The organism is Clostridium sp. MD294 (assembly GCF_000364165.2).
Taxonomy (GTDB): Bacteria; Bacillota; Clostridia; order Lachnospirales; family Anaerotignaceae; genus Coprocola.
This window is the reverse complement of the sequence record NZ_CP097810.1, coordinates 2,110,444-2,136,705: the sequence shown is the minus strand read 5'-3', so window position 1 is coordinate 2,136,705 and position 26,262 is coordinate 2,110,444. Positions and strand designations below refer to the sequence as shown.

Here is a 26,262-nt window from a genome sequence, read left to right as displayed (position 1 = left end):
AATACTTTTGACTTTTATTTTTGTATTAATAAAGTGGTACTATATAAATACTTATTTTATTTAAAAGCAATAAAAACATTTAACCTATTTTTATAGCTACATTTAGTATTATTTTTGCTCCCTATATATAAGCTTCTAAATATTCAAGTTTATTGTTTTTACTATTTAATATAATGATACTTCCTTTTAATTTACTATATAGTTTTAATGTTTCTATGTTAGATATAAGTATCTAAATAGTATTTATGATAATAATTTTTAATATTTCTTCTATACATAAGGTTTTAATATTATTAATTTTCCTCATGTGAGAAGTCCATTTTGTTTACAATATTACACCATGCTTCTTCATCAATTTCTTCATTATGAAATAATTTTGTTTTATCATCATCTGTAATTTTTTTAATCACACGACAAGGATTTCCAGCAGCAAATGACCAATCAGGAATATTTTTTGTAACAACACTACCAGCACCTATTACAACATTATTTCCAATGTGTACACCAGGACAAATCACTGTATTACCTCCTAACCACACATTATGCCCTATTATAATTTGTTTTCCGTATTCGTAAAAAGAATTTCGAGTAACAGGGTGAATAGGGTGACCTGCTGTATATATAGATACATTAGGTGCCATGAAACAGTTATCACCAATGATTACTTTTGCTACATCTAATATTGTACAGTTATAATTTGCAAAAAAATTTTTACCAACTTCTATATTTTTACCATAATCACAATAAAATGGTGGATTGACAAAAGCATTTTCTGATTTTCCAAATAAATCTTTTATCATTTCTGATATAGTATCGAAATCAGAACGGTCTGCAAAATTTAATTTTTGTAATTTTTGTCTGCAAATTTTTTGTTCTTCTATAATATTTTTGTCTGTAATATATGCCATTTGAGCTTGTCTGCGTTGTTGATTTGTCATGATTTTACCTCCTGATATAATATATTTTGTTTTTATCATATAATATTATGATTGTGATTTCTATAAAAATATTTTATAATAATATAACAATATTCTATAATAACAATATATTTTAAAATTTAATTTTAAAAAAAGGTGATACTATGAATACTATTTGTATAGATAATATAAATGAAAAAGATTATTCTGAAAAAATAAATTACAATAAAAAAGAATATCCTGTTTCTATTCATAAAACATTTTTATCACAGTATCCTAACTACTCCTGTATCAGTCATTGGCATGAGGATTTAGAATTTATTTTGATATTATCTGGTCATATGAATTATAATATTAATGGTACTATCATAAATATAACGGAACAGAATGGAATATTAGTAAATAGTCGACAGTTTCATTATGGTTATTCCTATGATTTTACAGAATGTGAATTTATATGTATTCTTTTTAATCCCTTATTACTATGTATAAATGAATATTTTGAAAGTACATATGTCAATACTATTATTAAAAATACAAAACAACCTTATTACATGTTTTATTCCTCTATAACATGGCAAAAACAGATATTAGATATTTTAAAAATGATTTATATACAAAGTGAGAGAAGCTTTGACATATTAGAAATACAATATAATATATTTTCACTTTGGAAAATATTATATAAAAATTTTCCAAAAATAGAAAACAATAATATTAAGCCGAATAGGCAAATAACAAGTATGAAAAAGATGATTACATTTATTAAAAACCATTATAATGAAAATATATCTCTTGATATGATTGCAAATGCTGGAAATATTTGCAAAAGTAATTGTTCTATATTATTTCACAAATATGTTTGTCAAACTCCCATGTCTTATTTAACAAAGTATAGATTAAATCAGTCTATTAATTTACTTTTTCATACAGATATGTCTATTACAGAAATCAGTTATGAAGTTGGTTTTAATAGTACAAGTTATTATTCTGAAATGTTTAAAAAATATTATCAATGTACTCCAAGAGAATATTTAAAAATATATAATACAAAACGAGAAATAATAATATAAAAATGAAAACATCAGTCTACTTGCTGATGTTTTTTCTATGTAAAAGCAATATTTAGAGTGATGAAATAAAGTGATTGTGCAAATTGCACAGAAAATAAAAATTAAGAAATAGATATAAAATTTTGAAAAATGTTGATATTAAGGGAAAAAATAGATGTTGACTATGAAAATGTACAAAAAACAAGAGCAGAAAGTGAAAATTTTTTGAAAATGCTATATAAAACGTGTTATTTGTAAAAGGAAAAAATATAAAAAAACGTTGAAAATTAGGTAATACAAGCAAAAAAAATTGTAAAAAAGTATACTTTTTGAGAATTTTTCCCTAAGTATAAAGTAATACAAATTTTATAGATTTTTATGCTTATACTATAACACAATTTATTTAAAATGTCCAAAAAAATTTTTAAAAATTAAAGTAATTGAAAAAAAGTTATTTTCTCAAAAAGTATACCTTTTGGGACAAAGGAATAATACTAAAAATATAGATTTTTAGGAGAGAAAAGGGAGGGAGGGGAAGTGAATTATATCAACGTTTATTATCAATATTAAGGAGGAGTTTAAGAAATGAAGAAGTATCAAGCAGTAGCATTTTTGCTGTCAACAGCTATGACAGTAAGCAGTGTAGCTCCTGTATTTGGAGCATCTAATGACATTTTTGGCCACTGGGCAGAATTTACAATTACAAAATGGCAAAATGAAGGTAGAATTGGCGGTTATGAAGACGGCACATTCAAACCAGACAGAGCAATTACAAGAGCAGAATTTGTAAGACTGTTAAATAGTGCAGCACCAACAGCATTTACTTCTAGTGCATCTATTAACTTTAGTGATGTAAAAGAAAGTGACTGGTTCTATGCTGATGTAGCAAAAGCAGTAGGTGGCAGAGTAGCAAGTGGTTTTGAAGATGGTACATTCAGACCAGGCGAAACAGTAACAAGAATGCAAGCAGCTGTATTTATTTGCAATGCAAAAGGTTTAACACCAAATGAAGCAGCAGCAAATAACTTTACAGATGCAGCTTCTATACCAGCATGGGCAAAAGGTGCAGTAGGAGCAGCAGTTGCAGCAGGTTACTTAAGCGGTTACCCTGATGGTAGCTTTGGTGGTAGCAAAGGCATGACAAGAGCAGAAGCTGTTTCTACATTAGATAGAGTATTAGGCGGCGGAAGCACAAACACACCATCAGGTGAAATTGACACAACTGATAGAGATAACACTAGCACAGAAGATAACAGAACAGCGGAAGCTGGTAACATGGTATGGACTAGCGGCGGTGGCGGCGGAAGCAGCAAAGGTTCTAGCTCTTCTAGCTCTAGCGACAAAGACAAAAAAACACACAATGTAACTATTCGTTCTCAAAAAGAAGCAAATGACTACAGCGGCAAAACATTGACAGGTACTACAGCAATTTATGTTGATGGTAGTGGTATTGATTTGCAAGATATTAAATTCAAAGGCGATGTTGATATTTATGCAGATGATACAGCAACAGCAGCAGCTTACATAGGAGAAGATACTGCAGTAGCAGCAGCAAGTAGTACAGTTGATATTTATTTTGAGGGTAAAACAAGTGTAAGCGGACAAATCACAGTAATTAGAAACAACGTAGCAGGTGCAGATAAAGTAGTAATTAGAACACGTACACCAAGAGCATTAAGTGCATCTGTATTAGCAAAAGTAGCAACGAAAATTGTTGGTTTTGAACTGAATAAAGTAGAAGCACAAGCACCTGTTGAAATTGCAGAAGGAGCAAAAGTAAATACAGTAGAAGCTGGAGATAATGCTGTTGTAGAAGTAGCAGCAGATGCTTCTGTTGATAAAGTAGATGTAACAGGTGACGCAAAAGACATCGTATTGAATGGCGAAGGTAGTACAGATGTTACTGTAAAAAACGGTGCAACAGTAGAAAATGTAAAAGTAAATGACAATGTAGCAGCAAACATTGAGTTGGAAGGCGATGCAGCAGTAACAAACACTGTATCAGTTAACGGCAATGCAAGTGCAGATGTAAAAGTAAATGACAATGCGAAAATAGAAAATGTATCTGTTAGTGATAGTGCAAATGCAGATGTAGCAGTAGCAGACAAAGCAACTGTAAACAAAGTAGAACTCAGTGATACAGCAACAGCAAAAGTTGATGTAGCACCAGAAGCAAAAGTTGATACAATTACATCTACATCATCAGGTAAAACAGAAGTAAGTGGCGAAGGAACTGTTGACAAAATAGAAGCAACAAACCCAGATACAATAGATACTTCTAATGCTGGAGAAAATATACCTGATGTAGAACAGAAAGAAGACAATGTTGTATCTACAGAAGTTAAAGTAACAGCGATTGAAATAACAGCTACTAAAAAAGTTGATGGTAAAGATGTAGTAGTAGAAAAAGGTGCTGAAGTTTCGAGAGGTGATGTAATAACTATGGCAGCAAAAGTAACACCAACAAACGCAACAAATCAAAAAGTGAATTGGGCTGTTACAACAGGTGGCAATATGGCTCAAATTGACGGTAATGGTACATTGAAGATAAAACCAGCAGCACGAGAAGCAGGTTTAAAAATTACTGTAACTGCAACAGCAACAGACGGCTCAAATATTTCAAGTGAATTTTCAGTAAGTGTAGTAAATGAAGGAGAACCAGAAAAAGAGGTATCTTCTGTTGCAGTAAAAACACCACCTGCTAAGGTAGAATATGTAGCAGGAGAAAAACTTGATTTAGCTGGATTGGTTATTACAGTAACTTATGCAGATAGTACTACAGCAGAAATTGCAGCTGCTAATTTTGCAGCTGAGGGTGTTACTACAAGCCCTGCAAATGATGCAGTTTTAACAGATACTGACAAAACAGTTACAATAACTGTAGGTGGAAAAACTGCAACAGTTAATTTAACTGTAACTGCTCCTAGTACAGATGTAGAGAAATTAGCAGCAGATAAGGCATTAATAGAAGCAGGCACATATGAAATACCAGTAGCAAGTCAAACAAACCAAGAAACAAAAACAGCATGGGTACAGGCTGCAGTTGATAAATTAATTAAATATGGAACAACAGCAGTTGTAAGTTTTGCAGATGGAAAATATAGTGTTGCTTTAACATGTGGAAATGAAACAGGTACAGCAGCAATTACTGTAACTGAAGTGGTAGCTGTAACAGGCATTACTATAGCAGCAGCTGGTAATGCTACAACAGTAGAAGCAGGTAAAACTTTACAATTTACAGAGACAGTAACTCCAGATACTGCTACAAATAAAGCTGTTACTTGGACTGCTACTGATGCTAGTGGTAATGCAATTGAAGGTGTTACTATTTCAGAAAGTGGCTTATTGAGTGTAGCAGCTACTGTAGGAAAGGATACTGCAATTCAAGTAAAAGCTACTTCTGTAGGTACTCCTACTGTATCTTCTGATGCAACTACTATTACTGTAACAGAAGCTAGTAATCCTGTAGCTGTAACAGGTATTACTATAGAAGCAGCTGATAATGCTACAACAGTAGAAGCAGGTGGAACTTTACAATTTACAGAGACAGTAACTCCAGATACTGCTACAAATAAAGCTGTTACTTGGACTGCTACTGATGCTAGTGGTAATGCAATTGAAGGTGTTACTATTTCAGAAAGTGGCTTATTGAGTGTAGCAGCTACTGTAGGAAAGGATACTGCAATTCAAGTAAAAGCTACTTCTGTAGGTACTCCTACTGTATCTTCTGATGCAACTACTATTACTGTAACAGAAGCTAGTAATCCTGTAGCTGTAACAGGTATTACTATAGAAGCAGCTGATAATGCTACAACAGTAGAAGCAGGTGGAACTTTACAATTTACAAAGACAGTAACTCCAGATACTGCTACAAATAAAGCTGTTACTTGGACTGCTACTGATGCTAGTGGTAATGCAATTGAAGGTGTTACTATTTCAGAAAGTGGCTTATTGAGTGTAGCAGCTACTGTAGGAAAGGATACTGCAATTCAAGTAAAAGCTACTTCTGTAGGTACTCCTACTGTATCTTCTGATGCAACTACTATTACTGTAACAGAAGCTAGTAATCCTGTAGCTGTAACAGGTATTACTATAGAAGCAGCTGATAATGCTACAACAATAGAAGCAGGTGGAACTTTACAATTTACAGAAACAGTAACTCCAGATACTGCTACAAATAAAGCTGTTACTTGGACTGCTACTGATGCTAGTGGTAATGCAATTGAAGGTGTTACTATTTCAGAAAGTGGCTTATTGAGTGTAGCAGCTACTGTAGGAAAGGATACTGCAATTCAAGTAAAAGCTACTTCTGTAGGTACTCCTACTGTGTCTTCTACTGCAATTAATATTACTGTAACAGAAGCTAGTAATGGTTAAGCATAACAACCCAAGCAATCGAACTGTATAGGCGGTTGATTGATATATAATTAGTAGTAGGTTTTGGCACGAGCCTGCACAACTGCTACTGCATAGGCAGAAGTGCAAAAGTCTAAAGTTGCCGCTTTAGAACATACTATTCTAATTAGAGAGAAAAAGAATAGTACAGTGCTTTAATAAAAATAAACAAAAAAATAATAAAATGATTTGTCCCAATGTTATAGAAAATTGAGCGGAAAAAAAATAATGCTTTTGCCCAAGCATTGGAAAAGAGGTATCAAAATGATACCTCTTTTTAATGTTTTGAAATAATTTACAATATTTACTATAACACACTTATTTTTTGACATAATTTGACGATATCACAATTATAACAAAAGAGAAGTAAATAAGGGAAGGTAGTGAAAATAAATATTAACTTTTGACAAAAATATAGTGATATTTGGAGGGGATTTTTATGATAGCAATTTCAAACAACGCCGCTATTTCAGCAAACTATCGTTTAACACAATTTTCTTATGCTAATACAATGAATACAAAATATGTTAGTAATGGCAGCGGTAATTGTGGGGGCGTTTTAAATACAACATCAATTTTTGCTTCTAACAATGACTACACTAAAAAAGATGCTATTATGAAACAATGGAATTTAAAAGGGAGTTTTAATATTTATGAAGAGGTAAGTGTTGACAAATTGCAACACCCTGACCCTAGTGATGAGGTTTTACAGCAATTCGAAAAGGAACTTCAAACAAATGGTATTCAAAAAGATATAAATTGGTCTTCATTATCATTTGATTTTATGGGCATTGGTTTTGATGCGAATAAACCAGCTTATACCATAAAAGAAGATGATTTTAATAGAAAAGTAGATTATTTGGCTTCTCGTTATGCTGCTGTAGAATATAAAATTAAAAATACAACTTCTGGAGATGTACAACAACAGCAGCTTGAAAAATTGCAACAAGTTTACCAAAAAGCAGCAGATAGTATTGCAGAAGGTTATGCTGGCATAGTTGGTTCTTATTTGGAACAAAAAGGCATCAGTGGGGAAACAGAAAAAATACGTACTTCAGTATTAAGTGGCATAAAAACAAAAATAGAACAATACCGTGAGGTTTTAACAGAAGATACTACATCAACTACATTGAAGCAGATAGAAAATACAGAAGATAAATGGCTTTTAGATGATGATGCTTATATTGCTTCTATATTGCGTCAAAATAGTGCAGATAGCACAACAACAGCATCACAAAAAGAAAATTCACCACAATATACATTAAAAGATTTAGAAGCATTAGGACAATATGTTTCTTCTCTTTCTGATATAGAAAAACCAAGTAATATGGAAAGTAATGTGTTTAAAATGGACGAAGCACATATTGGCTTTGATTTTGCTATGCTTGCTATGAAAACAGATATTTTATTAAAAGAGGATATGCTTAGTGATGCCATGTCAAAAACGATACAAAAAGTAATGAATAATTTTATGAATGATTTTTTAGATAGTATGGATAAAAATCTAAGTGAAAAAAGAAAGGAAAATGCTGTAGAAGGGGACAATATAGGTTTTTCTGCTTTAAACAGAGATGTAGTGTGGGACGTATATAATCAAACAATGCAGCACTATCATCAAAGTGACGATATTTTACAGGCAATGATAAAAGGTGCAGAGTATGGTGCAGAAAAGGCTTCTTCTCAATCTATATATGGTGCTTATCGTTATAAAAATAATGCTTCTTATTGGTTGAATTTTTTTGAAAAAGATACCACAAACAGCTATTTAAACGGCTATAAAGACACAGATACTACATTTCAAAAATATTTTGCTGGTCTGGTAGATTTTGAAAAAAGTTTAGTCAATGAAAAAGCAATTCATATGAATATGTCATTGCAGTCTGTAGAACACTATACAACAACAAAAGGTAATTTATTTACAAAAAATGCTTAATCATATAACATAATTAATATAAAAAGACTTAGGAATGTTCCTAAGTCTTTTTGTGTGTCATGTTAGATTTCTGTTTCTGTGTCGCTGCTGTCAGAGTTTTCTTTTGAATTAGTATCTTCTTTTGTATTAGCAACGTCATTTACATCAGTGTCATTTTTCACATCAGCAACGTCATTTGCATCAGTGTCATCTTTCACATCAGCAACATCATTTGTATCAGTGTCATCTTTCACGTCAGCAACGTCATTTGTATCAGTGTCATCTTTCACATCAGCAACATCATTTGTGTCAGTATCGTTAGTGCTATCAGTGTTATCTGTTGTATCAGCGTCACTAGCACTATCAGAAGTATCATTTGTGTCAGTATCGCTAGTGTTATCGGAGTTATCTTTTACATCAGCATTACTAGTGCTATTAGAATTGTCTTTTACCTCAGTACTGTTACTGCTGCTATTGCTTACAGTGCTATTGCTTGGTTTTATAAAATTACTTACTGCTTTTGTAACTGTGTTACTAGGATTAACGTTTTCATCAGGGGTAGGTTCAGGCTCTGGATTTGGTTCAGGCTCTGACTCAGGTGTTTGGTAGTCGCTACCAATTTGAAATTCATAACTTAAAATACCGCTACCTTCAGGAAGTAATGGCAATATAATTTCATATGTTCCTTCTGGAATTAATGTTGGTGAACCTGACATAGGTGAATTAAAGTTTAATATCATTCCTTTAATATCTGCATTAGGATTTTCTGGGTCTGCTTCTCCTGATATATATGATGACATAACTTTTTCATCTTCAAAACCAACAATTTGTATATTTTCATCATCAATAGGAATTTCCATTATATCCATTAGCTTATCAAAATATAAATAGATTTGCTGATAGTCATAATAAGCACCCTCTACAAATACTACTTTTATCTCTGTAATCTTCACTGGACTATTATCGGGATTAGTATCGTCTGGATTATCAGGGTCAGTTGCTGTTGGATAAGTTTCTATTAGTTTACCACAAACTAAATTTCCTTGTCTTTGTCCTGATGGTAATTCTGTAGCATAACAAAATCTTTGCCCTGCTGTTGCTGGAATATTTTCTAAAGTTACATAAACACTAGCTTTTAATTCTACAGGTGTACCATTTTCATAAACATCATCTGGGCTTTTTGTTGCAATATTATCAAAATCGTAGTCGTCATTATTATAAAGTTTATAATAAAGAACACCATCTTTGTCTGGTTTAAATTTTACATTGATTTTATCTTCACCAACACGCTCTATAGAAAGACTTGTTTTTAAATCTGGTACTTTAGTATCAAAATAAAATTTATTTTGTACTTTTGTTCCATTTGAAAATGTAACGTGCATAGTTAATGTGTTTCCATCATTTGGAACATATCCTACTTGTGAATATACATTATATGTTTTATCATCTATTTTTTGTACTCTACCTAAATGTAAATTGGCCTGAGCAGGACAAGTTAATTCAAAATTCTTTAATTCAAGCTTTTCTTTTACAGCTTTATCAAATGTTACTGTATACCAATAATTTTCGTCCCATAAGCCACCTTTTTCATTGAAATGTGGTACAACACTTTCTATTTCATAACTTTCTGACTCAGATGGATTACTAGGTTTTGTAGGTGGTTTTGGCTTTGCAGGAGCCTCTGCACTAATAGCAATTTGTTTTACTGGTGTTATTCTATCATCAACATCTACTGCCACATAATATAGTGTGTAAGCAGTATCTTTTTCTAATCCTGAAATATTTACTTTATTTAATCCAACTGACATATTACTTGTTGTGCCTGATGATATTAATTGTTCTGCTGATGGTTGTGTTCCATCTGGTAAAACACTTCTTGCAGAGACTTTTTCTCCTGCTTCATTTTCATAAGCTGCTAATACAGGAGTATTTTTTACTAAACCATAATATAATGTACCTGGCATATCAGAAACATAATAAAATTCTGCTGCTGTTTCGCTTGTTCTCTTTGTTTCAGTAGATGTCAATTCAGCACAGTCATATTTTACAACAAAGTCTTTATCAACATATTTTCCATCTATTGTTACCTGCAAGTTATAAGTATTATCTTTATAATATGTTGTTGTTATATCATAAACTTTATTATCTTTTGTTCTAACATTGAGTATTGTCATATTAGAGCCGCCACCTGTACAAATGATACTAAAATCACTTTGTTTTAAAGGCTGTTTTGTTGCATCGCTCAATGTTACTCTAACAAGACTGTTGCTTACTGACTCTACATTTTTAATTGTAATTTTTTTCTGTGTTGTGCTACCGCTGGAACTTCCGCCAGAGCTTCCACCACCAGATGGTCTACTTCCGCTTCCGCCACTAGAAGAAGGCTTATTTCCGCTGCTGGAAGAAGATGTCTTATTACTTGAATTACCTGCTGAAGAAGATGTTTTTGTTTGTGTGCCACCTTTTACAGTTTGACCATTTACTTTTGCTTGTGCTACAGTTTGAGCTACAGTTACATTAGTATTTGGTGTTTCTACAGAAACATTTTCCCCAGCAATTTGTACATTTTCGACTTTACCTGTACCTTTTACAACAGTATTTGCACCATTTGCAGTAATATTTACATTTTTTACTGTTGCTGTGCCTTCTGTTTGTAAATTAGCTTTTGCAGAAACTTCCATTGTTTCTATTGCTCCTCTTACTGTAACATCTGTTGGAGCAGATACAGTAACTGTATTGAAGTTTCCTTCTAATATAGATGATGTAGTGACATTTGTTTTTGTAACATTACTGCTTTCTGTCAATACTCTTACAGGTGCTGCTTTTTTTTCAATAGAAAGATTACTTACATTAGAATTTTTTAATTTTACAGTATGAATACCTCCACCTCTTACAATAAGAGAGCCTTTTACTGTAATATTTTCTAATGTAACGTCCCCTTCACCTATACCTTCTGCTAATATCAAATCTTTATCTATTACTGTATTTTCTAGTGTAACATTAGGAGTATTGATAATGACATCTTTTCCATTGCTAGAAGCACTTGTTGTATTTTCTGTTATAACATTATCTATAGAACTACTTAACAATGTTACTACTTCCGCACGAGAAATAGGGTCATTAGGGTGAAATGCTCCATCAGTAGAACCACTGACATAGCCATTTTGTTTCATGCCTAATATATATCCTTTTGCTTGACTTGAAATTTGTGCATCATCTGTAAAATTTGTACTACCTTCTACAGGTGCAATACCTAATGCTTTTGCTAACATAACAACAGCGTCTTGTCTTGCCATAGCTTCTTTTGGTCTTACTAAACCACTTGTTTCTGCTAATACTCCTGCTTTTGCCGCTTTTAGTATAGGCTCTGTGTAAAATGCTTGGTCTAGGTCTGAAAATGTATTTTGCTGTTTTTGTGTGTAATACATAATTCTATCCAGTATTACAGCCATTTCTCCTCTTGTTATGATGTCATTTGGGCGAAATAAGTCATTATAACCACTCAACACATTTCTATCACTCCATGTCATGATAGCACTTTCTGCCCAATGACCTCCTATGTCTGTGTAATTGCTTGCCCATGCAGTTGTAGTGGAAGATACCATTGCTCCTGCTAATAGGTAAGCTACCCATTTTTTCATAATAAATCACTCCTTTAATATAATGTAAAATAAAATATAGTAAAATATTACAATATTTACTCAAATTGTCAATTAAATCAAAGTAATAATACTACTTGATACTGTAAGGAAAAACTACGTTTTCCTTACAAAAACAGGCTCAGCCTGTTTTTGTATAAGTGTTCTATCATTGCCCACAAAAAACAATAATATAGCACCTGATGTTTGACAATCTGAGTAAAATATTACAATTACCACTGACTATATTTCAAAATGTGAACAATATTTTACATAGTAAATTGGGCATATTTATATACTTATTGTATAATTTATTTTTATTTTTGACAATAATAATATCGTATTTTTATGTATAAAAATAACGATTTATTAAAAAATTTTTTAATAATTTTATTTTATTTTTTAATATTTGTATAAAAATTGTGTATTAAAAATGTATACAAATAAAAACAATGTAAATTATAAACTTTTTTATAAAAATTACGATAATTATATGAAACAAGAATTTTTACTGTTTTGTGAAACAAAATTGAAACTATATTATAAAGGAGTTATATATTTATGATAAATGATGTGTTTTTAAATAGGGTAATTGATTTAAAATCAAAAATAGATAAAGAAAAAAGTTTTAATGATGGTATGAAGGCTGGTGCGAAAAATCAAAAAATAGAAATATTGATTACAATGTATAATAAAGGTTATGAATTGCAAGAAATATCAAGTGTAGTTAATATGACAGTAACTGATGTAAACAAAATAATAAAAGAATATGAATTAAGAAAAAAGTCAGGAGTAAATGTAATGCCAGTAAAGATTTAAAATATATACATTGATAATGTTTCAAATATTTACAAATATAAAAAGTAGCAAATCTATGTAAAATGAATATAATGCCACCAGTTTATTTGGTGGTATTAATTTATATATTAAATAAATATGCTTTCAATTTTAAATCTATTTTCTTTTACTTTATTTTAATTTTATTAGTTGTCTAAATTTTGTGTTATTTTTTATTAAAATTGATATTTTTTGAATTTTTCTTATAATTTTTAAATATTATTACTTTGTATAATTTGCAAATATTGTATAAAATATATTTTTATGTTATAATTTTTTAAATCATAGTAATAATAAAGGAGAGAAAATAAAATGCCAATCAATAATAATATAATGATTGATACACTCATAGAAAAAATAAAACAAACAAATAATCCTACTGTGGTAGGGTTAGACCCTCGTTTAGAATATATTCCTAATTTTATAAAACAAAAAGCGTATGACAAATTTGAAAAAACACCTGCTGGTGCTATGGAAGCATTTTGGCAGTTTAATAAGGCAATTATAGATGCTACATATGATATAATACCTGCTGTAAAGCCACAAATTGCTATGTATGAACAATACGGGGCAGAGGGAATTGCTTGTTATATTAAAACAATTGCTTATGCAAAAAAAATGGGACTTGTTGTAATTGGAGATATTAAAAGAAGTGATATAGCTTCTACAGCAGAAGCTTATTCTGATGGACACATTGGCAAAGTGAAAGTAGATAAAAAGGAATTTGAAATTTATAAAGAAGACTTTATTACATTAAATCCTTATCTTGGTTGGGACTCTATAGAACCTTATATTGAAAATTGTAAAAATTATGAGAGAGGAATATTTGTATTAGTGAAGACTTCTAATAAAAATAGTGGACAGTTACAAGATTTAGATATAGGTGGTATCAAATTATATGAAAGGGTAGGGGAGTTAACAGAACAATGGGGTATTTCTTTAAGAGGAAAATATGGGTATTCTTCTGTAGGTGCTGTTGTTGGTGCAACACATTCAAAACAGGCAAAAGAATTAAGAGAAAGATTACCTCATACGTTTTTTTTAGTACCAGGTTATGGAGCACAAGGTGGTACAGCAGAAGACTTATCTGTTTGTTTTGATAAGAATGGAATTGGTGCTATTGTAAATTCTTCTCGTGGCATTATTGCAGCATATAAAAATGAAAAATATAGTAATAATTTTTCAGAACAAGATTTTGCACAGGCATCTCGACAAGCTGTAATAGATATGCGTAATGACTTAAATCGTGTACGATAAAGGGGAAATAAAATGAAAAAAATAGAACAAGCAACAATAATAAAAAATGAATGTTATATAAATAATATTTATAATATGGTACTTTTTGCACCAGAAATTGCAAATTTAGCCAAAGCAGGACAATTTATTAATATATATACAGGAAGAAGTGAAATGATTTTACCTCGTCCTATTAGTTTATGTGAAATTAATAAAAAGGAAGGAACGCTTCGTTTATTATATCAAGTAGTGGGAAAAGGAACACAATATTTTAGTACATTAAAAGAGAAAAGTAACATTAAAATTTTAGGAGCTTTAGGGAATGGATTTTCTATTGATAAAAGTTGTAATAATCACGTTTTAATAGGAGGAGGTATTGGAGCACCACCTATGCTAGAATTAGCGAAAACATTACAAGGAAATGTACATATTTTTGTTGGTGCGAAATCAACTCCTATACTTGTAGAGGAATTTCAAAAAATAGGAGCAAATGTTACTGTGGCAACAGACGATGGAAGTCATGGTATACATGGCACTGTATTAGATGCTATACAAAAAGAACAACCAAAAGCTGATATGATATATTCGTGTGGCCCTAAAGTAATGTTAAAAGCTGTTTCTGAGTGGGCTGAGCAAGTAAAGATACCAATACAAGTATCTATGGAAGAAAGAATGGCTTGTGGTATTGGAGCATGTGTAGGCTGTGCAATTAAAATAAAAAAGAAAGATGCAAACGATTGGGAAAATTTAAAAGTTTGTAAAGATGGCCCTGTATTTTGGGGAAATGAAATAATTTGGAATGAATAATAATTTTTTTATTAATTTTATTTTATGGTAATTTATATCAAAAAAATACAAATTATGTTATTTTTGGCTCTATTTTTATTTACTGAAAAATAGAGCCATTTTTATTATTATAAAACCCGCTTTGTTAAGCGGGTTTTAATTAAAAATCTTTATTATTTTTTGTTTAAGTGAAATACACTAATAAGATGCTTTAAAACTTTTGATTGTTCACTAAGTTGTTGACTAGTAGCAGCACTTTCTTCAGCAGTAGCTGAATTTGTCTGTACTACACTTGAAATCTGATTGATTTGTTGTTGCACTTGAGAAATAGAGTCTGCTTCTTCACGAGAATTATTTGCTATAATACCAACTGTATTTATAATATTATTAGTGTCAGACACTACAGAGGAAAGCTGTTCTGCAGTTTCATTTGCAATTTTTGTACCATTTTTTACTGCTAAAACAGAACGTTCTATTAACATTGTAGTAGATTTAGAAGCATCTGCACTTTTTTCGGCTAAATTTCTTACTTCATTTGCCACAACAGCAAACCCTTTTCCAGCAGCACCAGCACGAGCTGCCTCTACAGAAGCATTTAATGCAAGTATATTTGTTTGAAAAGCAATATCTTCAATCGTTTTAATAATTTTTCCAATTTCATTGGAACTATCATTAATTTCTTCTATTGCTTGTATCATTTTTTTCATTTTTTGGTTACTTTCTTCTATTTGAATACCGATTTCATTTGCTTGTTTATTAGCAAATTCGGCATTTTTAGCACTTTCTTCTATATGACTAGAAATATTAGTGATTGTTCCTTCTAAATCTTCTATAGCACTTGCTTGTTCCACCGCTCCTTGACTTAATGAGTTAGCAGCGATTGCCATTTGCTCTGAGCCACTTGAAACCTGGTCAGCACTTTCTACAATTTGAGTCATAGTACTGTTTAAACGTTCTATAATATCATTTAATGACTGTTTTATAGAAATAAAATCTCCTATATAATTTTGTGCAGTAGCTATTGTTAAATTGCCTTTTGATAGTTCTTCCAATACAGTAGAAATTTCTCCTATGTAATCTTTTAAACGAATTCTTGTACTTTCAAAGCTATGAGCTAATATACCAATTTCGTCATGAGACTGTGTATTCAAATCTTTTTGTTCAAAATTCAATTCTCCTCGTTCCATTGTTTTTGCTACATCTGTCAATTTAGAAAGAGGATAAGAAACAGCACGCTTTAAATAAACTGTCAATATCATAATACTAATTAAAATTAGAATAAAACCAGTAATACAAGCAATTATAATTGTAATATTGAGATGTGCTTTAGCTTTTGTTTCAGGAATACCAGCAAATATAGTGCCTTGTGTTCCATCTGAATATGTAATAGGAATATAAGAACAGACGTGTTTGATACCAACTATATCAGTTGGACCAACATAAGGCTGTCTTTGTTTTATTACAGTATCAATCACTTCAGAAGCCATTTTTGTCCCTGTAACACGTTTTCCATTTTGTTCAACAGTAGTATACGCTCTCACATCACCGTCAAAAATAGTAAATTCATAACCTGTTTGTTTTTTTAAATCGTCTAATAATTTTGTTTTGTCTTCAATATCTGGTGAATTTTCTAAATAATAGGCAAGCATATTTGTTCCACCAATACATTCGTTTTGAAGCATTTCCATAGAAAGATTACGAGACATAAATGTACATAATCCAACAATAATTATAATGTTAATCACTAACATCCATGCTACTAATTTTCCAGCTTTATAGCCTATTCTCTGTATTTTATTTTCTTTTTTCTGAAAATAGCTCATTTTTTTCCCCCCCTATAGTATGAGTTACTCTCCACATCATCAGATGTTTAAAATTGATAAAATAATGTGTTTAGATTTTGACTTTTACTGCAACAAAACAATAAAACCACTAGTATATATATTATATGATTTTATACAAAATTACAAGGATAAAGTTTATTAATCTTACACAATTTTTATAAGTATTAAACTGTAAATTTAGTAAATTTCGTTTTTTAAAAATTCAATAATTATACAATGGGGTAGGGGACTAATATTATATCATAAAAAATGCTCTGTTCTAGAGTTAACAAGAACAGAGCTGAAACAATATATATTATCCTCTCCTCATTAGAGGAGCAGCAATAGAACAATATATTTGTTTTATATGTAGCATTTACTCTCGGGACAATGTAAATGCTTTGTGTGAGTAGCTTTATATTATAGGGCAAAGCTATTACCTTATCAATGTTTTGTTTTTTTAAGAAAATTTTTGTATCAATGTTTCACCATTTGGACACGAACCATTATAGTATGGTTTTATTATTCTGTAACTTCTGCACTTACTTGAATTACTAAATTTCCACTTGCATCTACTTCTACATTGCTTACTGTCACACCAGTACCAACATTAATACTATCAAAAACATTTGCTGTTTCATCAAAAACATAGCCTGTAGTTGGTGTCAATGTAATTGTTGCATAATATGTGGTACCTGTTGCAAAGCTTCCAGCATCACTTCCATTAACTGAAGTTTCTTTCCACTTAGGAGTTCCACTTAAAGTAGTATTGGTAGCTTCTGTTACATTAACTGTAGCATCACTGTCACTTGATGTTGGTACTGTTACAGCTAAATCTCCTAAATCATCTGCTCCTATTTTACCCAAAACAGTTACTTCAATATCTTTTGTAACGGGGTCTGTAGTTGGGAACTGATTTGCATCAGTATCTGTTATAGTTACTGCTGTTGATGGAATTTCTACAGTAAATGTTTCAGTTCCTTTTACTGTGTTTGTATCAGCTGTAAATGTTACTGTAATAGTAGAACCTGTTCCTGTTACTACTGCTTTTAATGCTGTTGTTGTACTAGCACCTGTACCTAATTCAGTATTACCAACTTTTACTTTTATATCAGCAATATTAGCATCTTTAACTGTTGCACCTGTTAATTCTATTGTGTATGCTTTTGTTCCAGCTGTTCCTGCTACAAGTTTAACAGTAGCATCTGCTTCTTCTGCATCACCTATTGTTATATCTGTTTTTGTTGATCCACCTTTTGTAGCAACAGTTACTGCAATATCTTTTGAAAGTCCTGCTGTTGGATATTGGTGTGTATCAGCTATAGTCAATGCTGTTTCTGGAATGTCTATTGTAAATGTTTCATTTCCTGCTACTGTACTTGCATCAGCTGTAAATGTTACTGTAATAGTAGAACCTGTTCCTGTTACTGCTGCTTTTAATGCTGTTGTTGTACTAGCATCTGTACCTAATTCAGTATTACCAACTTTTACTTTTATATCAGCAATATTAGCATCTTTAACTGTTGCACCTGTTAATTCTATTGTGTATGCTTTTGTTCCAGCTGTTCCTGCTTTAAGTTCTCCAGCACCTGCTACTGCATCTGCTGCTGTTACATCTGTTTTTATTGATCCTGTTTGTACTGTATATGCTACTTTAAATACGAACTCGTCTGCAGTACCAGAAACTTTTTCTGCTTCTGCAGCACCTTCTACTGTAGAAATAGTAGTGTTAAGAGCATAACCTTCTGCTGGTGCAAAAGTAAGTACTAAGTAAATTGTATCATTTTCTGCAAAACTATTTATATCTGAACCTTGCTCATCTTTCCAAGCACCATTTACAGTATATCCAGTATCTCCAGTTTTAACATCAAGATCTGCAATCAAATCAGCTAATGTTGCTCCTTCTTTTACATCTGCTGCTTCTGGAAGGCCTGTTACACCTATCGCTATTACTTTCTTACCATCTTGTGCTGCTACAGCATCTTCAAAAGTTTTTTGTGCTGCTGTTAAATTTTCTATTGCTTCATTTATTGCTGTATCGTCTGTACTGTTATTGTCTATTAAAGTTTGTGCCGCATCAATTACAGCTTTAAAATCAGCTTTTTGTTCTGTTGTTGCCCATTTTGTACCTACTGCTACATCTTTACCATTTCCACTTGTACTTAGTTGTGTATCGTCATGTAATGTTTTTGCAGTAGGAACCATTGCTTTTAATGCGTCTAAACCTGCTAGTTTACCAAGTTCTTTTGCATCTTCAAAAGTTTTTTGTGCTGCTGTTAAGTCACTTACTGCTGTATCTACTTCAGCTTGTGTTGCATCAGTTTTAGCAGCTACATTTTGTGCGGTTGTAATTGCGTTTTCAAAAACAGTCATAACTTCTTTTGTTACCCAGTATTGGTTTGGTGCTACATCAGAACCATCATCAGCGTCAGTTGTTATTACAGCTCCTTTTGCTTCTGTTGCAGCTGTAATTGCAGCAGTTAACTCTGTTTTGTCTACTCCTGGTGTTTCATCTGCTGCTTTTACTGTTACAGTTGCTGTAGCTGTTACAGTACCTGCTTTAGCTGTTACTGTAACTGTTCCTGCTGGTGCATTTGCAGGTATTGTTAATGTAGCTTTTGCTTTATCTGTATCATTTGCTGCAATAGTAGCACCTTTTACTGTTCCTACTTCTACAGACCATTCTATTGTAGCGTCTGCTGCAAATCCTGTTGCTGTAAATGCAACTGTTTGATCTTTTGCACTTGCTGTAATTTCTTTTGTTTCTGGTGTAATTTTTGCTGTTTCTTCTACTGGTGGTTCTGGGTCTGGTGTAGGATCTGGTGTAGGTTCAACTGGTTTTTCAGATACATCAGGGATATTATCACCAGAATTAGAAGTATCTATAGTACTCTTGTCTGTAGCTTCAATTTTGTTTACAGTACCTTCACCTGTAACTTCTGAGCCTTTAGCTGTAGATGTAGATGTAATTGTATCCACTTTTGTATCCGCTGCAACATCTACTTTAGCTGTAGCTGTATCAGAAAGTTCTACTTTTCCTACTGTAGCACTATCTTTTACAGCAACGTCAGCACTTGCACTATCGCTTACTTTTACATTGTCCACTGTAGCGTTTCCGTTTACAGCAACACTTGCTTCTACACTACCATTTACTGCTACATTTTCAACACTTGCACCGTTTCTTACAGCGATATCTGTGCTACCTTCGCCATTCAATACGATGTCTTTTGCATCGCCTGTTACATTCACTTTGTTAACGCCATCTGCATTTTCTGCAACTTCAAGGCTTGCCTCTTTACCTAATTCTACTGTGCCTACACTTGCACCTTCTGCTACTTCCAATGGAGCAGTTGCTTCAGCACTGTCTATAGTAAAGTTTTTGATTGCAGTTGCAACTTTTGCCATAACAGTTGCAGCTAATTTTCTTGGAGTGCTTGTTGTGATTACTACTTGAGAACTTGGGACATTGTTTTCTACTACTGTAATAATACCACTTACACTTGTTTTTCCTTCAAAGAAAATGTTAATTTTTGCAGTATATGCTGCAGCTACTGCCACATCACTATCAGCATAAGCACTTGCTACTACTGCATCGCTTTGTACTTTAATATCAACATCACCTTTAAATCTAATGTCATTTAATTTCAAGCCGTTATCTGGATAAATTGTTGTAGTACCTGTCAATGTTTTACCTTCGTAGTCATCTGCATCAGATTGAGAACGAATAGTTACATTGTGTGTTTTTTTGTCTTTGTCGCTAGAACTGGAGGAGCTAGAACCTTTGCTGCTTCCGCCGCCACCACCGCCGCTAGTCCATACCATGTTACCAGCGGCAGCTGTTCTGTTATCTTCTGTGCTAGTGTTATCTCTATCAGTTGTGTCAATTTCACCTGATGGTGTAGTTGTTGTGCTGCCGCCACCTAATACTCTATCTAATGTAGAAACAGCTTCTGCTCTTGTCATGCCTTTGCTACCACCAAAGCTACCATCAGGGTAACCGCTTAAGTAACCTGCTGCAACTGCTGCTCCTACTGCACCTTTTGCCCATGCTGGTATAGAAGCTGCATCTGTAAAGTTATTTGCTGATGCTTCATTTGGTGTTAAACCTTTTGCATTGCAAATAAATACTGCTGCTTGCATTCTTGTTACTGTTTCGCCTGGTCTGAATGTACCATCTTCGAAACCACTTGCTACTCTACCACCTACTACTTTTGCTACATCAGCATAGAACCAGTCACTTTCTTTTACATCACTAAAGTTAATAGATGCACTAGAAGTAAATGCTGTTGGTGCTGCACTATTTAACAATCTTACAAATTCTGCTCTTGTAATTGCTCTGTCTGGTTTGAATGTGCCGTCTTCATAACCGCCAATTCTACCCTCATTTTGCCATTTTGTAATTGTAAACTCTGCCCAGTGGCCAAAAATGTCATTAGATGCTCCAAATACAGGAGCTACACTGCTTACTGTCATTGCTGTTGACAGCAAAAATGCTACTGCTTGATACTTCTTCATTTCTAAAATTCCTCCTTAATAAAAATAAACTTTTTTAGCGTTGTAATAGAGAGTTTGCCCTCCTCTCTTTATGTAATTATAAAAATTTATGTTGTCCCAAAAGGTATACTTTTTGGAGGATTTGCCCTGCTTCCAAAAAGATACATTTGTTATAAATTTTTATGCCTATACTATAACACAATTTATTTAAAATGTCCAAGAAAATTTTTGAAAATTTACAAAAAGTGAAAAAAAACTATTTTCTCAAAAAGTATACTTTTTGGAAATTTATGTCATATAATTCACCAGAATTTCTATGTTTTTTCATATCATTTTTCAATTCAAAATTTTACTTTTTTCTTTAATTTTACTAAAATCTTTTTATTCTTTATATAACAGCATTTTTCAAACTTTTATATTCATTTTAATACTATTTTTTGTATAGTTTGTATAAACATTTCATAATATATATTAAATTATCAATAACTTTAATTTTTGAAAAGTATATAATAATTTTTATTTGAATGTTTTATTGTTGCTAGTAAGTATTATATCGTTTATAATGGAAATAAAATTAAATGGAAGTTGGTGGGGTTATTGAATACTACAGAAAAAGCAATTAATTTATTTCAATATATTAGAGAGGTATATGCTTCAAAAAATAATGTTATGATAGATATAAAAAAAGAAAGTTGGCACCAATTTTTGGACGAAATACCAATACATACTCAATATATAAAATGTCCATTTTTAGATACATCAAATACAGATGATATAGAAAAAAATGTAATATTGGAGGTAATAAAACCAGAATTAGATCCATGTCCAAAAATACCTGCTTATTTAGAACCATGGATATCTTTAGATTGGAAAGTGGCAAGTAATCAATTAACCTTTAAAGACAAAATAATACAAAATGGAAAAACAGTTACTTTTCAAGAGTTTTTTGGTAATGTAGAACATCAAAAGGAACTTTATGATTGGATGCAAAAAAGGGCAGATTGGGTAAAAGATTTGGCAAAACAAAAGAAGCCAGAAAAAGTAGATGAATTTTTTAGAAATTTGTGGAACCAATATGAATTTTTAAAACAGAATTCTCAATCATTTGAATTAATGATAGGACAGGGCATATTAGAATATCAACAAAATGAAAATAATATATTTTATCCTATATTATTAAAAAAAGTGTTAATGACATTTGATATAAAAGATAATGTAATTCGTGTGATAGATACAGATACAAAATCTCAATTAAATGTGAAACTTTTGAAAAATTTAGAAATTATGAATGAAGAAATTATAGAAACATTAGTAAAAGATTTAGATGAAAATAATTATCAACCATTAGATAAAGCAAATACGCGTTATTTTTTAGAAGATTGTCATAAATTATTTGAAGAAGCAGATACAGATTCTTTTTTAGAAAATTTGACGAAACAAATAGGTTCACCTAGTGTATATTATAAAGATATTAAACAAGTAGTTAATACAGAAAATAACATAGTAGTATATAATAGACCTGTTTTATTTATTAGAACAATAGAAAACGACATATTGCAGTCATTAGATGCAGTGATTGATGATATGGAACAAACAGGAAAAGTGCCAGATAATTTATTGGATTTAATGAAAGAAGATGTTGTTTCATCAGAAATAAAAATAGAAAAACCAACACTTTCTGAATTAAAAGGGGAAAGTGAAACAATATTGTTTTCAAAAAAGGCAAGCAAAGAACAAATGGATATTGCTAGAAATATAGAAAAGCATAATACTATATTAGTACAATCACCTCCAGGAACAGAAAAAGCACATATTATAGCAAATTTAACGGAACATTTTTTGTCACAAGGTAAAAAGGTATTAATAACAAGTCCTACACAAAAAACACTTTTAGAAATAAAACAAAAAATTGCAAAAGAATTGCAAGATTTATGTATTTCTAGTTCAGAAAATGATATAACAGAAATAGAACGTTCTATTGACACTATAATAAAATTTAGTTTAAAACATACTTCAGAAGATATGCTTGGAGAAGAAGGAATGCTTCAAAGGCAAAGAAAAGAAATATTGAGTCGCTTGAGTGAAATTAGAAATGAAATATATCATATACAACAAAGAGAATATGAAACAATTACATTAAATGGAGAAAATTATAGTGTAAGAGAGGTAGCGGATTTTGTATGTGAAAATAGAGAAGAGCTGTCTTATATACCTGGAAAAATCACATTACATAAATCACTTCCTGTTTCAAAAGAAGCATTAGAGTTTTTATACCAAACAAATGCTGTTGTTACACAGAAACAAGAGTTGGAATTGGAATTTCATTTACCGGAACCAAGAGATATAATGCCTCCAGAAGCATTTGAAAGTGTTATAACAGAACGAAATGGTTATACAGCGGAATTATTACAACTAAAAAGTAAAGTTAGAAATAGAATTAGTATTGATTTTGAACATAATATTGCTCAGATAGGTGATAGTCCACTTTATACAAGTTTAGATATTGAGAAAGTTAAACAGATAAAAAAAATATTTAGCGAATATAGTATTAGAAAATATTCACAATGGCAATTATCTGCAGTATTTGCAGGGAAAAAGAAAGATAATAGTGAAAAGAAATGGAAAGATTTAATTGAAGCAATTGAAGATGCTTATGATTATCATGATTATAGTGTAGAAAAAACACTTAGAAAAGATGTTGATATTGCTAAGGAATATATTTCTTATAAAAGTATAGAAATATTACAAAAGTTACAGGAAATGCTAAAAAAAGGTAAAAAGATAGGAGGACTTTCATTTTTTATACATAAAGATTGGAAAGAATTATATGAAACTCTTAAAGTAAATGATAAATATATTTCTAAGGCAGATGACTGTGAAGTATTAATAGCAACAATATATATGGAATTAAAAAGAAATGAAATTGAAGAATTATGGATAGAATTGATAGAAGAAGAAGGCGGAGAATTTTTTTATACACTAGGGCTAGAACCTGAAAGAAAAGGAATTGAAGTAGTAGAAAAAATAGAAGAATGTTTAAACTGGTATCAAACAGTATATCAGCCTGTTAAAAATATTGCTTTAGAATGTGGTTTATCACCTGCTTGTTTTGAAATTGCAGATGAAATAAGTTCACCTATAGAAGAAGCAAAATATGATATGGACTTAATTTATAAATTTTTACCTCAATATATTTCTATAGCTGAGTTGTTAGGTATAAAATTATCAAGTCATGTTACTATTGTAGATGAAACAATGGCATTATTACAATCTGAAAAATTTGCAAAATCTAGTATTTGTAATGCAATACTTTCTGCTTTACAAGAGAAAGATATAGAAAAATATCGTAAACATTATGAAGAATTACGTACAGCTCATAATAAGTTTGATGATTATGAAAGAAGAGGACGTATTTTAGAAAAAATTGCAGTTGATGCCTCAGAATGGGCAACTGCAATACAATATCGTACAGGTATACATGGAGCATCTGAATGTCCTGAAAATGTAGAGGGTGCTTGGAATTGGAAACAACTTTCCATTATGCTTAATGACATTATAGAACAGCCTTTTGAACAGTTACGAAAAGAAGAGAGTAGTTTAAGTGCAAAATTACAAAATGTAACTACAAAACTTATAGAAAGTAAAGCTTGGTATTCTATTTTGCTTAATTTAGAAAAGAACAAAAAACAAAAGCAATGTTTACAGCAATGGAAGCAGAGCATTGCATCTGCATCATTAGATAAAGAAGAAATAAAAAAATTGATAGTACAATATCAATATATTGTACCTGCTTGGATTATGTCTACTAATCAAGCTTTAAAGGAATTGGATATAAAACAAAATAAATTTGATATAGCTATTATTGACGAAGCAAATCAATGTGATGTGTCTTCTTTAGCAATGTTTCATGTTGCAAAAAAACTGATTATTATAGGAGATGATGAGCAAATTGGATTATATAGTAATGATGAAAACATAGCGAAAAATGAAAATTTGCTTCATTCATATATGAACGGCGAACTATTAAATGAGCATATTTATAATACAAAATATTCTTTATATGATATTGCAAAAACCACATTTAAGATACTTATGTTAAGGGAACACATTAAATGTATACAAGATATTATTGGATATAATAATCGTTTGTGTTATAATAATAAATTAGAGCTTTTAAGAGATAATTGCAATATTTTTACAAAACCACATGTTATATCACATTATGCAAAAGGAAAATGTGATGATAAAAGGAGAAATATAAAAGAAGCAAGAAATATTGTTGCATTTATGATAGCATGTATGGAACAGCCAGAATATGACAATATGACATTTGGTGCTATTTCACTATTAGGTATAGAACAAGCAAATTTAATTAGACAAATTGCTTTTCAGAAAATTTCACCTGAAACATATGAACACAGAAAAATATTATGTGGCGATGTATGTTGTTTTCAAAATAATGAAAGAGATATTGTGTTTATTTCAATGGTAGATAGTTATGATAAAGAAAACTTTGTAATTTTGCATAAAAATGATACAAATAAATCTACAAAACAAATGTATAATGTAGCGGTTAGCAGAGCAAAAAATCAATTATGGATAGTTCATTCTTTTGATGTTAAACAAGAGTTAGAAATAGATGATATAAGAAGAAATTTAATAGAGTATGCAGAAGGTATAGATAATTTTAAACATAATAATAAAGTAGAAAAGAATTCTTCTTTTGAAACTTCTGTTATAGATGCTTTAGCAAAACAAGGATATTATATTTTAAAACAATATGAAGTAGGAGGATATAGAATTGGCTTAGCAGTTGTTTATGGTGATAAAAAAGTAGCTATAGAATGTGATGGAGAAGAACAACATGAAAAAGAGATACTCTCTAATATGGAAAAAGAAGCAGTGTTAGAAAGAGTAGGATGGAATTTCATACATATTAGAAACAGTGAATATTTTAATAATCCTATAGAAACAATAAAGCATGTAATATCAAGTTTAACACAATTAGGAATTATGCCTGAACAAGATAATACAAATAAAGTGATAGAAGAAGATAAAACACTGTTGCAAAAAATACAAAAAAGAGCTGCTTTTCTAGTACATGAATGGGAAAAAGAAACTAAACAAATATAAGAGAAATAAAGGAAATTCATTTTAAACATAGTAATAGAG

Annotated in this window: 11 protein-coding genes; 7 read left to right on the top strand and 4 right to left on the bottom strand. The window is 31.1% G+C overall.

Features of this window, described 5'->3' with window-relative positions:
* Window positions 1-293: 293 nt before the first annotated feature.
* Window positions 294-938, bottom strand: coding sequence for a sugar O-acetyltransferase (locus C820_RS10720; RefSeq protein WP_004034008.1), 645 nt, complete (start codon window positions 936-938; stop codon window positions 294-296).
* 143 nt (window positions 939-1,081) lie between these two features.
* Here C820_RS10720 and C820_RS10715 point away from each other — a divergent pair, with 143 nt between their 5' ends.
* The 3 genes from C820_RS10715 to C820_RS10705 all read left to right on the top strand — a co-directional run bounded on the left by C820_RS10715 (window position 1,082) and on the right by C820_RS10705 (window position 8,297).
* Window positions 1,082-1,990: an AraC family transcriptional regulator gene (locus C820_RS10715; RefSeq protein WP_004034012.1), complete on the top strand. Its 909-nt coding sequence runs from the start codon at window positions 1,082-1,084 to the stop codon at window positions 1,988-1,990.
* 564 nt (window positions 1,991-2,554) lie between these two features.
* Window positions 2,555-6,346 carry an S-layer homology domain-containing protein gene (locus C820_RS10710; protein ID WP_251855593.1) on the top strand — a complete coding sequence of 1,264 codons (3,792 nt, stop codon included), beginning with the start codon at window positions 2,555-2,557 and terminating at the stop codon, window positions 6,344-6,346.
* 457 nt (window positions 6,347-6,803) lie between these two features.
* Complete coding sequence (locus C820_RS10705; RefSeq protein ID WP_004034017.1) at window positions 6,804-8,297, top strand: hypothetical protein; 1,494 nt, start codon at window positions 6,804-6,806, stop codon at window positions 8,295-8,297.
* Window positions 8,298-8,359: 62 nt separating this feature from the next.
* Here the strand turns inward: C820_RS10705 and C820_RS10700 are convergent, their stop codons facing one another.
* Window positions 8,360-11,917 carry an S-layer homology domain-containing protein gene (locus tag C820_RS10700; RefSeq protein WP_004034019.1) on the bottom strand — a complete coding sequence of 1,186 codons (3,558 nt, stop codon included), beginning with the start codon at window positions 11,915-11,917 and terminating at the stop codon, window positions 8,360-8,362.
* 558 nt (window positions 11,918-12,475) lie between these two features.
* On the opposite strand from C820_RS10700, the gene C820_RS10695 reads away from it, so the two are divergent.
* From C820_RS10695 to C820_RS10685, 3 genes are all read left to right on the top strand, one after another.
* The gene (locus C820_RS10695; protein WP_004034021.1) at window positions 12,476-12,733 is read left to right on the top strand and encodes a hypothetical protein; all 258 of its coding nucleotides are present in this window, start codon (window positions 12,476-12,478) and stop codon (window positions 12,731-12,733) included.
* A 330-nt stretch (window positions 12,734-13,063) separates the two neighbouring features.
* Window positions 13,064-14,008: an orotidine-5'-phosphate decarboxylase gene (gene pyrF / locus C820_RS10690; RefSeq protein ID WP_004034023.1), complete on the top strand. Its 945-nt coding sequence runs from the start codon at window positions 13,064-13,066 to the stop codon at window positions 14,006-14,008.
* A 12-nt stretch (window positions 14,009-14,020) separates the two neighbouring features.
* Window positions 14,021-14,794, top strand: coding sequence for a dihydroorotate dehydrogenase electron transfer subunit (locus C820_RS10685; protein WP_004034025.1), 774 nt, complete (start codon window positions 14,021-14,023; stop codon window positions 14,792-14,794).
* A gap of 152 nt (window positions 14,795-14,946) precedes the next feature.
* Here the strand turns inward: C820_RS10685 and C820_RS10680 are convergent, their stop codons facing one another.
* Both C820_RS10680 and C820_RS10675 read right to left on the bottom strand, forming a co-directional pair.
* Window positions 14,947-16,596, bottom strand: coding sequence for a methyl-accepting chemotaxis protein (locus C820_RS10680; protein WP_004034027.1), 1,650 nt, complete (start codon window positions 16,594-16,596; stop codon window positions 14,947-14,949).
* Between the two features lie 522 nt (window positions 16,597-17,118).
* A complete protein-coding gene (locus C820_RS10675) occupies window positions 17,119-21,111 on the bottom strand; it encodes an S-layer homology domain-containing protein (RefSeq protein WP_251855592.1) in 3,993 nt (1,330 codons plus the stop codon).
* A 576-nt stretch (window positions 21,112-21,687) separates the two neighbouring features.
* Between C820_RS10675 and C820_RS10670 the strand changes: the two genes are divergently transcribed.
* Complete coding sequence (locus C820_RS10670; RefSeq protein ID WP_004034031.1) at window positions 21,688-26,223, top strand: PDDEXK-like endonuclease domain-containing protein; 4,536 nt, start codon at window positions 21,688-21,690, stop codon at window positions 26,221-26,223.
* Window positions 26,224-26,262 lie beyond the last annotated feature (39 nt).

What these genes read in the sequence shown, in the direction of transcription:
- C820_RS10675 (WP_251855592.1), bottom strand. Translation starts at nt 21,111, where the DNA reads ATGAAGAAGTATCAAGCAGTAGCATTTTTGCTGTCAACAGCAATGACA.
- C820_RS10710 (WP_251855593.1), top strand. Translation starts at nt 2,555, where the DNA reads ATGAAGAAGTATCAAGCAGTAGCATTTTTGCTGTCAACAGCTATGACA.
- C820_RS10720 (WP_004034008.1), bottom strand. Translation starts at nt 938, where the DNA reads ATGACAAATCAACAACGCAGACAAGCTCAAATGGCATATATTACAGAC.
- C820_RS10705 (WP_004034017.1), top strand. Translation starts at nt 6,804, where the DNA reads ATGATAGCAATTTCAAACAACGCCGCTATTTCAGCAAACTATCGTTTA.
- C820_RS10715 (WP_004034012.1), top strand. Translation starts at nt 1,082, where the DNA reads ATGAATACTATTTGTATAGATAATATAAATGAAAAAGATTATTCTGAA.
- pyrF (WP_004034023.1), top strand. Translation starts at nt 13,064, where the DNA reads ATGCCAATCAATAATAATATAATGATTGATACACTCATAGAAAAAATA.
- C820_RS10680 (WP_004034027.1), bottom strand. Translation starts at nt 16,596, where the DNA reads ATGAGCTATTTTCAGAAAAAAGAAAATAAAATACAGAGAATAGGCTAT.
- C820_RS10685 (WP_004034025.1), top strand. Translation starts at nt 14,021, where the DNA reads ATGAAAAAAATAGAACAAGCAACAATAATAAAAAATGAATGTTATATA.
- C820_RS10700 (WP_004034019.1), bottom strand. Translation starts at nt 11,917, where the DNA reads ATGAAAAAATGGGTAGCTTACCTATTAGCAGGAGCAATGGTATCTTCC.
- C820_RS10695 (WP_004034021.1), top strand. Translation starts at nt 12,476, where the DNA reads ATGATAAATGATGTGTTTTTAAATAGGGTAATTGATTTAAAATCAAAA.